Origin of the sequence: Herpetosiphon sp. (assembly GCF_003512625.1) — a bacterium.
In the GTDB taxonomy this organism is placed as follows: domain Bacteria; phylum Chloroflexota; class Chloroflexia; order Chloroflexales; family Herpetosiphonaceae; genus Herpetosiphon; species Herpetosiphon aurantiacus.
In genome coordinates this window covers 38,325-50,750 of record NZ_DOPT01000043.1, presented here as the reverse complement: position 1 = coordinate 50,750, position 12,426 = coordinate 38,325, and the positions used below count along the sequence as shown (strand labels likewise).

The following is a 12,426-nucleotide window of genomic DNA, read 5'->3' as shown; positions in this document are numbered from 1 at the left end:
ACCTACCCTTGAAAGGAGGGGGTTAGGAGGTGAGGAAAAAATCCAATCAACAGTCAAAAGCTTCACTTCATTGCCTTTGTGGCCCAAACCCAACTATTCAACCAAACGTCCAGCCATACTATATTCTTGATAATTGAAGGCCGCTTGCACTTGCTCGCTGGCAGTGGGAATTAATTGGGTATCCAGTTGCAGCCGCAAGCGTTCGTGTTCATCACGATAGGGCTTAATCACGATTGTGCGCTGCCAGAGCGGATCAGTCGCGGGGTAATCGCTACGTTGATGCGCACCACGGCTTTCGGGGCGCATCAAGGCCGCTAAAATTGTGGCTTCTGCAGTCAATAACATCGATTGTAAATCTAAAGTTGCAGCGATATCGGCTGTGCCAACCGAGTGTTGTTGAGCTTGAAAGCGCAGCGTATGCAGTTGATCAAGGCTGGCTTCGAGCGTTTGTTCGTTGCGTACCACGCCAGCGCCATGCCAAACCAGCTGTTGCAATTGGTCGATTAAGCTGCGTTGGACGGCTCCTGATTGTTGGCTGGCCCAAGCCAAACGCTCAGCGGCGGCTTGCATTTGGGTTTCATGCAGGCTTTGTTCGCTGTGTTGGCGCACATATTCGCCAGCATGCTGGCCAGCAATCCGCCCAAACACCAGAATTTCGGCCAAACTATTGCCACCTAGCCGATTGGCCCCGTGCACGCCAGCCGTAACCTCGCCTGCCGCATATAACCCAGCCACATTGGTGGCATGGCTGAAGGGATCGACCTGCAAGCCACCCATCGAATAATGGGCAGTTGGCGCAATTTGCATGGCTTCGCGAGTAATATCCACCCCAACCGCCTGAAATTGCTCAACCATGCGTGGCAAGCGCTCGTGGATTAAGCTTGCTGGAATATGACTAATATCGAGCCAAACCCCGCCATGCTCAGTACCACGGCCTTCAATAATTTCGGTGTAATTGGCTAAAGCCACCCGATCACGGGTCGATAATTCCATGCGTTCAGGGTCGTAGTGCTGCATAAAACGTTCACCATGGCGATTGTACAGTCGCCCGCCCTCGCCACGCACCGCTTCAGTCACCAAGGTTCCAGCCAATTCATGCGGGAAGATCATGCCCGATGGGTGGAATTGCACCAGCTCCATATCGGCCAAGTATGCACCGACTTGCAAGCCCAAGGCCATACCATCGCCAGTATTTTCGCGCCGCCGCGACGAGGAACGCTGATAGCTATGAATATGGCCGCCCGTCGCCAAAATCACGGCTTTGCTTTCGATCACAAACTCACGTTGATCGGCTAGCCAAAAGCCGTATGCGCCATTGACCCGATTGCCAGTATGCAGCAAATCGCTGATATAGGCGCGTTCGAGAATCGGAATTTGGCGGCGCTCAACTTCACGGATCAAGGCTTTGATAATTTCAAGCCCAGTGTAATCACCGACAAAACAGGTGCGGCGATAGCGATGCGCCCCAAAATAGCGCTGATCGATCAATCCTGAACTAGTTCGGGCAAAGGGCATGCCCCAAGCCTCAAGTTCAGCAATCGCTTTGGGGGCTTGTTGACAGAGCAATTCGACCATGCGCGGGTCGCCCAGCATGCGACCTTCTTGCAAGGTGTCGGCGGCGTGAATCGCCCAAGTATCGTCAACATCGACCGTCGCTAGGGCTGCGTTGATGCCGCCAGCCGCCAACACCGTATGCGCATCGGTCTTAGGACGTTTGCCCACCAACAAGACCTGCAAGCCTTGATCATGCAGTTCGATCGCTGCGCGTAAGCCTGCCCCACCTGTGCCAATCACCAAAACATCAGTTGTATAACGCTGCCGCATAGCATACCTCGTTGTGTAGCGTGAAGCCTTGGCCCAATCAATCAACTATTGCCCCGTATTGCGCCAAGGCGATTTTGTTGTTGTTAAACACTCTACCGTTAACAAATCGCTACGTCTAAGATATGATTGCTCTAGGAATCATAGCCTTGGGCTATCAATTATCAAGGAGCAACCATGGAATTAAGCCAATTGCGCTATTTTGAGGCGGTGGCTCGCTTGGGCAATGTGACGAAGGCCGCCCACGAACAACACATCGCCCAACCATCGCTAAGCAAAGCCTTACGAGCGCTTGAGCAAGAATTAGGGGTACATTTGTTTGATCGGGTTGGCCGAGGGGTTGAATTAAGCGATGCTGGCAAATTATTGTTGCCCTATGCGCGACGCGTCTTGGCCGAACTTCAAGCAGCCCGCCATGCCTTACAATCTCGTGCTGATCTGACGGTGGGCCATGTCTCGTTGGGAGTTACGCCAACCGTGGGCACGCGGCTCATTCCCCAAGCCTTGGCCGCTTTCAATCGGCGCTATCGCGGGATTCAGCTTGAATTGCACGAGGCCGGAGCCAGCGAGTTGGTCGAATTGCTCAATGCTGGGGTGGTCGATTTGGCGATTGTTTCGGCCTTGGTGCATGGAGTTGAATCAACAACCTTGATGAGCGAGCCGTTGGTGGTGGCGGTTGGTTTACAACATCGTTTTGCCCAACGCCAGAGCATTGCCGCCAACGAGCTACGTGATGAGGGCTTTATTTTGTTTCCGCAGGGCTACGAGCTGCGCAATTATACCTTGCAACTTTGCGAGCAAGCAGGCTTCGCCCCGCGAATTGTGCTCGATGGCGGCGAGATGGATACGGTGGTGAGTTTGGTTGCCGCAGGCTTGGGCGTGGCGGTTGTGCCTCAATTAGCCATCGATCAGCGCATGGGCTTGCATGCCTTGATGATCGACGCTGGCGGATTGCAACGCACCTTGCGGCTGATCCGCCATAGTCAACGCCAACCCTCGCCTGCTGCCGCCGCCCTACATCGGGTGCTGCACGAATGGGTCAGCCAACATTATCCCAGTGCTTCAGCAAATTGACGTGAAAGCGCTTTGGCTCCTTGACTCATCCATGGCTTGACTGGAGTGAATTTTAATATTTCCAACGGTGCAGGAATATAGCCGCCGCACATTCGGTTGATGATCGCCTCGGCAATAATGCGCGTCGGAATTTGCTTGGCATCGGATGGACGTTGCCAAACGATTCCCAAGGTTTGTTCGCATAAAAACGCGGCGAATGTATTCAACACCAACAGTTTATAGCGCGGATCATCGCCATAGCGCTGTGGCCGATTGAACCAGGTTTCAAAGCTATGGTAATCGGCTTGGTTGCCGACAAAGCGTTCGACACACATTGCAGCAATTGCTGTGCTTGGGCGCAGCCAAGCAGGCGTGGTTGTGTGGTCAAACCATTGTTCAAGGCTTGGCACAGTGCCAGCAAAATCTTCTTGAATATGCTGGATGGCGATCAGCTCAGTTGGCACGGTTTGGTGATCGGAAGGGCGTTGCCAAAGCTCGCCAAAAATTTCCAAGCACAATTCGATGCCATAGGGCTGATGCAGCAGCATACGATGGCGTGGGTCGATACAATAACTTTTGCTGCTATCAAACCAATGTTCAATCGGCCAATAATCTTGCCACACACCACCCCAACGTTGGGCCGCACTGCGAGCGTGATAATAGGGATGCGACATCAATACCTTCGTTTCTGCCCATTCCAACGCGCTAAATCGACAGTTTGGCGTTGTACTTCTGGCAAATACATCATATACAATTCGGGGTCAGTAGGATGCTGAACGACCAAATACGTCTCATTAATCGAGCCGTCTGCTTCCATTTCCTCAAAATCATAGCTTGTCCAAAGCTCGCCCATATACTGCACCACCGCCTTCGCCACTTCAAGCCGATAAATTCCAAATTGTTGATTGGGGTCTATATGAACACCCCAATCAACATTCATAATGTCCCAAACCATACGCTCTAATTCTTGGTTGACAAAGCCTGTGCCGAACGATGTAGTCGTGCCATCGGCGAGGGTATAGTTGCGATAGCCAATATCAGCCTCATCGTCATTGTTGTAAATTGCCCATTCGAGTGCAACAATCTGCTCGGCTTGCAATAGCTCAAGCAAACGTTGGGCTGGGCTAACGGTTGCTTGAATCAAGGCGGCATCGATGCTCAGCGGTGGGTCGAGGAGCTGACAACTAAGCTCATACAAATCCCACAGATTTAGCGGCAGATTGCTCCATGGCTCAAGCCGCTCCTCGCGAATGGCCTCAGCGAGGCGTTGGGCCACAGCCAAAGCTTGGCTGGCATTGCGATTTAAGCGGGCTTCAGCCAATTGCGCTAAGATTTTGGCTAATGCGATCGTTTGCAGCGAAGCTTCATGGTGGTAGCGCTTGATACATTCGCGATCATCGCCCAGCCAAAATAGCGCTTGAAAGTAGGCCCATTGATAGGTTGCTTGCGCCCATTGGCCTGAGCCAGCAGGTTTGGTTGGCAGCTGGCGAAAACAAGCCTGCAGCGCCGCTTGGTCGCCAGCCATCCGATAGAAATTTAAGCTAGCAATTTGAAACTCCATCGGGATAGCTTGCTGGGCTGCCGCTTGCTGCAAATAGGTTGAGGCCAGTGGATCACGCAAATAGTAGGCACAACGAGCGAGTTTAACCCATTCATAGGCTCGTAGTGTATCGAGGCCTTTGGCTTGTACATCGCGAAACGCATTCAGCAAACTTTGGCGGTGGAGTTGCAAGGTGGGGAATTCAGCCACAATTCGATACTCTCGCTAGATCAATCGTTCTAGCTATAGCAAGAGCTTGTGTCAACCGCTGTCACATATACCAAAAAGATACGATTTGTATTGTGCGGCACTGCCCAAGACAGTGCCGCACAGCGATTCAAACAGTTATTGGGTGGTTAGGGCTGGCAAATACATGCGGTTAGGAGTACAGGTATCGCTGGCCAAGAAGGCAATTTCCGAGGAACCTAAAACTGTGCCTTGGCTATTACGGGCACGGACTTGGGCAAAACAATGGTCACTATTAACCACCGTCGTATTGGTTTCAAAGCTAGTTTTGGGTGTGGTATTTTGCAAACTCAAGGTTGTGCTAGTAACCCCAGTAAACACCTGATAATCGGCAACTTCGGTCGCACCATTCCAGCTATAGTATAAGTTGGTGGTGTTAGCAAGGCTTTGGGTCACTAAAGTTGGCGGCCATGGTGGGTCACCTTGCCATTCAAAGCGCATCGAGCGATAACTCACCATCGGTGCCGCCGCAGTTAATTCAAAAACTGCTTGGCCTTGAGAGTTGAATTCGGTATACAAGGGCTGAATGCTGCCCCAGCCGATGCCAGTATTGCCGTTGGGCAGGCGTTGCGCATTGCCCATCGCTGTGGCAAAATAGTCGGGAGTTGCCCGATAGCGCTTAACCAAACGCACAGTTTTCGCAACTTCATCGATCTCATATTCCAGCGCCGCCGAGAACGAATCCGGCGAGCGGGGCAAGGTGTTCCAATTGTTATACAACATAATATTGCCATTGGCCAAGCGCCGAATATCATGCTGATGGTAGAATCGCGGGCTATCTTCCAAATAGAGAAATTGATTGCCCTCGCCACCTAAGCGCCAAATAACCGCGCCCGTTTGGCGATTAATCTTGGTAATTTCGTCGGTATGGCGGCTTGAAACCAGCCAATGACCATCGGTATCAACATCAATCGCATTGCCATGAATATAATCGACCGGAGCCGTTCCAGCCAAACTATGGCTACTATCATAAACTGGAATATGCTCAGTCGAGCGCCATTGGAAGACGACGTTACCAGCAGTATCCAGCTCTTGCAACACCAATTCGGTCAGGATGGCATTCTCTTCGCCGCCGTAAGGGCTTAAATCATAGGGAATATCATCGTAGATCATAAAAATGACATGGCCATTTGGCAGCATCAAAAATTCATGAAAATCGATCTGATAGCCATTGCCAGCCCGATATTGGCCAAGCTCTTGGTATTGCTGATTCATCACGTGGTAGCTGAGGGTACTGGTATCGAAATAGACCAGTTTATCCTCGGCAATTTTGCGAAAATCGAGTGAAAAGCGGCCACTACCTAGCCCCTTGTAGTAGATTGGCGCACCAGTGTTATCAACCATCATTAAATAGCGATTGGGCGTGACATTGCTGATCCAGCTAAATGGACTAACAAAAATATAGCCAGGGGTATTGCTAATCGCTAGCGTAACCGTCAACGGCGGCAGATTAAAGGGCACAGTGCGCAAGACCGGGCTGCTACCACTTGGTTGTGCTGCTTTAGCTTGAGTAGCCAATTCGGCGGCAAGCTCAGTTTGCAGTTGCTTGACCTGATCAGTTTGTTTAACCAAGCGCTCAACTACTTCAAACGACCATGTTTGCTGATCAAGCTCGGCAATATCGCTGCTTTTAATCGATACGCGCACGGTTTCGCCAAACACAAATGGGCTGGCTGGCTTAAAAATAACCGTGCGTTGATCCTCGGCTAGCACAACGTCGCCTGCATGCAAACCACTGCGTGAGCCAACAACCTGAAATTCTACGGTTGCAACGGCGGCTTTGGTCAGGCTTGGCCCTAAGCGAATCGCGATCGTGTTGGTGGGTTTTACCGCTTTAGAAAAGGGAGCAGGATCACGATACTCGATCATCGGAGCCGCTTGGGCTGGCTGGCGCGGGGAAAAACTGAAACTCAGCACCACGATCAGGATGCAAAGACATCCAAATAATTGTCGCATTGCTAGCTTCCTCCTTAGGCTAAGCAACCCACAACTGGGCTGCCTTAAGGTTTAAGCGAGCATCAAAGGGGCGATGCTCATAAAAAAACAGGGCAGTTTGGGCTGCCCTGTCTGAATTTATTTGTGTTGGGGAAGATATACATTGAAGGTTGTGCCCTCGCCGATCACACTTTGCACCTCGATCGTGCCGCCATGCTCATCGACAATGCTTTTGGTAATTGCTAAGCCAAGGCCAGTCCCTTCAATCGGCGAATCAATATCCCGCTTGACACGATAGAAGCGCTCAAAAATATGCGGCAAGGAATCTTCGGGAATTCCTAAGCCGCTATCTTGAATTTGCACATGCATTTTAGCATCGCCATTATTGGCGCGAATTTGGACCTGCCCCCCGCTTGGCGTGTATTTAATTGCATTCGAAAGAATGTTGGTAAACACTTGGCGCATCCGCGAGGGATCAGCCACCAAGGGCAAGCTGGGCGGAATTTCAGGCTGGACGCTGATTTGACCCATTTTGGCCCGCAATTTCAGCTCGTCGATAACTTCGCGCAACACCACCGCCAAATCAGTTTCTTGCGGCGAAATGCCAATCCCTGCTTCGATTTTGCCCAAATCGAGCAAATCGCTGATCAAGGCAGTCATTGCGCCTGTGTTGCGCACAACTGCTTGCAAGGCATCACGCTGCATCTCGTTGACCGTGCCCATATGCCCGTCGGCAACCAATTGGGCATAGCCTTGAATTGCGGTCAGCGGCGACTTGAGGTCGTGCGAAACCATCGAAACAAAGCGGCTCTTGATTTGGTCTAGCTCTTTGAAATGGGTAATATCCTGCAAGACGATCACTTGGCCGCCCAAGGAACTGTTTTGCAATGGCGCAGTATTGACCGCATAATAACGGTTGCTGATGGCAATTTCTTTGCTTTCGTGATCTTCGCGGCGAGCTAGCATTGCCAACATTGGGAAGAAGGTCAGCAAGGGTTGATTAACCAAGCGACTATTAGAAACGCCCGCAATTGCGCCAGCGGCAGGGTTAGCAACCACAATTTGGCCTTCATCAGTCAGCAAAATGCCATCACTGACCGATTCAATCACTGCTGCCAAGAGCGTTCGCTCCTCGGATGCAGTGACATACAGTCGCGCACTTTCCATTGCTACCGCTGCTTGGCCTGCCAAGGCTGTGAGTAATTGTCGTTCGTAAGCATCGAAGGCATCGCGGCGCTCATCGGCGGCAATCAATAAGCCGTTGATCCCATCACCCAGCATCAAGGGCACGCCAATCCAGCTTTCGCCCAAGGGTTCTTCGTTATTCACCAACAGTTCAATTTGGCTGCCAGCCGAGTTTAATAGCACAGGTTCTGGATCATTCAGAGCAGCGCTAATCGGCCCCAATTTCAATAACGGCTGTTCTTGGCCGTTAATCAAGGAAACCAAGGGCAATGTGCCTTGTTTATCATCGACATGCAGCAATGCTACCATTGAGGCATCGAGCATTTCAGCACAGCGATAAGCCACTTTTCGCGCTACTTCCAATGGATCAAGCGAGCTAGCCAATTCGCGGCTGGTCGAATTTAAGCCCTCAAGATCGAATACCCGCTGCTCTAGCTCAGCAAACAAATTGGCATTTTCAATCGCGACGGCTGCTTGAGCCGAAACCGAACGCACCAATTCCAAGTCGGCAGCGCTAAAATGATCGATCCGTGGGTGCGTCAAGGTCATCACGCCAAGCACTTGATCTTCGCGCAACAAGGGCACTGCCAAGGCCGAACGCACCCGACCACGAGTTGAGGGCAATTCGACCCAGCGTTTATCAACGCGCACATCGGCAATTCGCGCGGCTTCACGTTGGCGAAAGACCCAGCCCGAAAGCCCGGCTTGCAACAAGGCCGCCGCTACCGATTCAGTCACCGATTGATCCATGCCATAACGGGCAACAATCCGCTGAGTCGTGCGGCCATCTTGCGATGAAATGATAATGCTGCCACGTTCGGCGTTAACTGCTGCCACCGTGTGTTGAATAATTCGCGAAAGTAATTGATCGGGGTCGAGCGAGCTAGCCAACTCACGGCTGATGCCATAGAGCAAGCGCAAGCGGTCGCGTTCCTCGCGCACTGCATTGAACAAGCGCGTATTGACCAAGGCCATGCTCAAGGCATTGCCCAACGAAATGAGAAATGGCGGCGACCAAGCTTGAGTTTTGCGACTTGAGCCAACCAAGACCAGCGACATAAGCGCTTGCGGGCCGGCATCGAGTGGCAATGCGCCCCAAGCGACTTTGCCGCCAACGCTGCTGCACAGGCCTTGAAGCAATTCGTAGGGCATCTCGGCCAACCAAGGCGGACGATCTTCCCAAACGATTGTGGCTTTGCTCAGCGGGCTGGGCGGAAATAATTCGGCTAATTGTTGAATAAGTTGCTCATTCAGGCCAACGTGTCGCCATAAATGCCAGCGCATGCCATTTTCAGCGGCGGTGTAGAGCAAGGCCACTTGAGCGCCAGTTGATTCGGCAATTGCGCTCAAGGTGGCATCGGCCATGGCCACTGGCTCTAGCGAGCGCCCCATTTGGCGGGCGATTGCCGCAATTGCTGAAAGCTCGGCGGTGCGCTGACCATCGGCACGCCGCTTGGAAACCGCCGCCGAAGCGCGATTCAAGGCTGCTTGCACTGTTGGCAACGAAAAGGGCTTCAAAATATAATCGTAAGCCCCTAAGCGCAACGCACGGGTGGCACTTTCCAGCGAACCATAGCCAGTCATGACGATAATCGGCATGTCTGGGCGATTTTCGCGCACCCATTGCAACACCGTATAGCCATCAACATCAGGCATGGTGACATCAGTCAGCACGACATCAACGTCGCTTGCTTGGAGCGTGGCAATGCCCGCAGCACCCCCAACCGCCGTGGTTACGCTGTAGCCTTGCCCTTCCAATAACAACCGCAACTGACCACTTAAGCGTGGCTCGTCATCGACCACCAAGATCTGTAATGGCAACTCATTCATCGGATTAACCAATCAACAATTCATCGGAATCAAGATCGGGCGATTGGCTGCGTTGGGCTGCAACCGGAATGCGCAAGGTAAAGTTCGAGCCTTTATCCACGATGCTCTCTACCGAAATTGCGCCGCCAACTTGTTGCAAAATACCATAAACAACTGAAAGCCCAAGCCCCGTTCCCGTCACACCTTTAGTGCTAAAGAATGGCTCAAAAATACGTTCGCGATGTTCGGGCGGAATCCCAATTCCGCTATCTTCAACATTGACAAAAATTTGACCCTTTTGATGGGCCGTGCGAATGGTCAATTTGCCGCCATCGGGCATCGCATCAATCGCATTGCGCACCAAATTGATCAAAACTTGCTTACAAGCATCGCTGCTAATGTTTGGCGCTGGCAGATCGGTCGCCAACTCCTGATACAGTTTAACATTGGCTTTATCAAGTTGTGGTTTGGTGATGTGCATCAGTGAAATGATCAAATGATTGAGATCAGGCGGCACACCATCGTTATTGGGCTGATAGAAATTCACCAAGGTATAGAGCAACCGCGCAATCCGCGCCACTTCTTCATCCAGTCCTTGCACCAAATCGCCAAGCGCCGTGCCAGGTGTGTGTTGTTGCGCCACCAACTCCAAGCCTGAGCGAATAATCGCCAGTGGATTGTTGATTTCGTGGGCTAGCGAAGCCGCCATGCGCCCCATGCCCGATAATTTTTCAGCTTCAACCAAGCGACCTTGGGTTTCGCGCAGTGCGCTGTAGGTGCGGGCGTTGTGCAAGGCAATCGAGGCGTAGTCGGCCAGCATCTGCATCAAGCGCTCATCGCCTTCATCAAAATTGCGGCGATGGGTTGTCGCAGCCACGGTCAGCACGCCCAAGGCTTCAGTCCCCACCAACAACGGCACCATGAGCACAGCTTGGGCCAAATAATTGGCTTGCACCCGAATTCCATCGCGCTCGGAATTGATCCGAATTGGTTTGTTGGTTTTAATTGTGCGCGTTGCCAATTCATAATCGGTATGTTTGCTTAGCTCACGCAAATGCAATGGGTTAATATTGTGTGAGGCTCGCACAACCAACTGATTATCATCAATTAATTGCACAAAACCTTCATCGGCATTCGAAAGAAAAACTGAGGCTTCAACAATTCGTTCAAGCAAATTGCTGGCATCAAGTTGGGCAGTTACCGCCTTACCAACCCGATGCAAAACCGTTAATTGGCGCACTTGGCCTTGTAATTGACCAAGCAAAATTTCTTTTTCACGTTGCAAACGCCACTCACGCAGCGCCCGATCGATCGCCTGAGCAACATCTTGCGGCTCAAAAGGCTTGATCAAATAATCGCGCACGCCCATTTTGAAGGCCGTTACGGCGATGCGTTCGGAACCTTCGGCAGTCATCAGCAAAATTGGCACGGTGTTGCCATCGGTGCGCAGCTTACGCAGCAAATCCAACCCAGTGGTATCAGGCAGCTGATAATCGAGCAAAATGAGGTGCGGATGATGTTGGGTAATCGCGTTTAGCCCATTTCGCCCAGTTTCAGCCAACACGACCTGATAGCCCAGCGAACGCAATTGAGCCTGAAGTTTGACCCGAATTGCTTCGCTATCGTCGATCACTAGAATCGTTTCTTGACCACTTGCCATAGGCTCGCCGTTCTACAATGCTCAACAAGGAGATTCTCGCCAAAATCATACGACAGAGAAGCGTAGAACGCAAGGACGAATGAAAAGTCAAAAGGCAGAAGGCAGAAGGCAAAAGAGTATAGAACATAGAGCAAAGATGGAAAATCAAAAGGCAGAAGTCAAAAGGCAAAAAGAACATAGAGCAAAGGATGAAGGATGAAAATAAAAGCCAAAGGCAAAAGATTGTGCTGGATTAACCGCGAAGGAACACGAAGAGCACTAAGCTTATAGGATAAAAAGCCTTAGTGTGCTTCGTGTGCTTCGTGGTTAAAATCTGTGTGGCTTCTTTCCCCGATCCCCAAGTTACATCACTAAATTATCGATCAAGCGGGTTTTGCCGATGCGCACGGCTAGCGATACCAACACGCCCTGTTGATCGATCGTGGTTAGTTCTTGTAAACTGCGCGGATCGGCGATGCTAACATAATCGACTTGGGCTAGTGGCTCTTGGGCCAGCGTTTCCAACATCAATTGGCGAATAGCCTCAGCATCGGTTTGACCTGCGGCATAGGCGGTTTGAGCGGCTGTTAACGCTCGATATAGCACTGGAGCTGCGGCACGTTGCTCAGCATTCAGGTAACTATTGCGGCTGCTCATCGCCAAACCATCGGCCTCACGAATCGTCGGGGCGATGACTACTTCTACAGGCATGGCTAAATCGCGCACAAATTGGCGAATTACCACAGTTTGCTGGGCATCTTTTTGGCCAAAATAGGCTTTGGTTGGCTGAACGACATTAAATAGTTTGGTCACAACCGTGGCTACACCGCGAAAATGGCCAGGTCGGCGAGCACCCTCAAGCGGAGCCGTAACCCCCTCAACTTCCACATAACTGCTAAATCCCGCTGGATAAATTTCCTCGACGCTAGGCATCCAGACCAAATCGCAACCAGCTGCTTCCAACAAGGCGAGGTCGCGCGGCGTATCCCGTGGATAGCTGGCAAAATCTTCGTTGGGGCCAAACTGCGTGGGATTGACAAAAATCGAGGCGATGGCTACCCCGTTTTCGGCTTTGGATTGTTGAACTAAGCTTAAATGCCCAGCATGCAAAAAGCCCATGGTTGGCACAAAACCAACCTCAGCCCACTGGCGACGCGCCGCCCGAACTTCTTCAATCGTTGTTACAACCTGCATGGTT

The 12,426-nt window shown here is 51.6% G+C and carries 8 protein-coding genes; 1 reads left to right on the top strand and 7 read right to left on the bottom strand.

Going from position 1 to position 12,426, the window contains the following annotated elements:
- Window positions 1-93 precede the first annotated feature (93 nt).
- The gene (locus tag DEF47_RS09580) at window positions 94-1,824 is read right to left on the bottom strand and encodes an FAD-binding protein (protein ID WP_012190985.1); all 1,731 of its coding nucleotides are present in this window, start codon (window positions 1,822-1,824) and stop codon (window positions 94-96) included.
- A 174-nt stretch (window positions 1,825-1,998) separates the two neighbouring features.
- On the opposite strand from DEF47_RS09580, the gene DEF47_RS09575 reads away from it, so the two are divergent.
- Window positions 1,999-2,895: a LysR family transcriptional regulator gene (locus DEF47_RS09575; RefSeq protein WP_012190986.1), complete on the top strand. Its 897-nt coding sequence runs from the start codon at window positions 1,999-2,001 to the stop codon at window positions 2,893-2,895.
- Here DEF47_RS09575 and DEF47_RS09570 read toward each other — a convergent pair.
- From DEF47_RS09570 to panC, 6 genes are all read right to left on the bottom strand, one after another.
- The gene (locus tag DEF47_RS09570; RefSeq protein ID WP_012190987.1) at window positions 2,871-3,548 is read right to left on the bottom strand and encodes a DUF6915 family protein; all 678 of its coding nucleotides are present in this window, start codon (window positions 3,546-3,548) and stop codon (window positions 2,871-2,873) included. The two genes, DEF47_RS09575 and DEF47_RS09570, sit on opposite strands and share 25 nt — an antisense overlap.
- Window positions 3,548-4,624 carry a hypothetical protein gene (locus tag DEF47_RS09565; protein WP_012190988.1) on the bottom strand — a complete coding sequence of 359 codons (1,077 nt, stop codon included), beginning with the start codon at window positions 4,622-4,624 and terminating at the stop codon, window positions 3,548-3,550. The genes DEF47_RS09570 and DEF47_RS09565 overlap by 1 nt, the downstream gene beginning before the upstream one ends.
- A gap of 135 nt (window positions 4,625-4,759) precedes the next feature.
- The gene (locus tag DEF47_RS09560; RefSeq protein ID WP_012190989.1) at window positions 4,760-6,616 is read right to left on the bottom strand and encodes an arylsulfotransferase family protein; all 1,857 of its coding nucleotides are present in this window, start codon (window positions 6,614-6,616) and stop codon (window positions 4,760-4,762) included.
- A gap of 117 nt (window positions 6,617-6,733) precedes the next feature.
- Window positions 6,734-9,610 (bottom strand): GAF domain-containing protein, encoded by a 2,877-nt coding sequence (locus DEF47_RS09555; RefSeq protein ID WP_012190990.1) that lies wholly within the window; start codon window positions 9,608-9,610, stop codon window positions 6,734-6,736.
- Window positions 9,611-9,614: 4 nt separating this feature from the next.
- The gene (locus DEF47_RS09550) at window positions 9,615-11,249 is read right to left on the bottom strand and encodes a hybrid sensor histidine kinase/response regulator (protein WP_012190991.1); all 1,635 of its coding nucleotides are present in this window, start codon (window positions 11,247-11,249) and stop codon (window positions 9,615-9,617) included.
- 342 nt (window positions 11,250-11,591) lie between these two features.
- Window positions 11,592-12,422, bottom strand: a complete 831-nt coding sequence (panC, locus tag DEF47_RS09545; protein ID WP_012190992.1) for a pantoate--beta-alanine ligase — start codon at window positions 12,420-12,422, stop codon at window positions 11,592-11,594.
- Window positions 12,423-12,426: the final 4 nt, after the last annotated feature.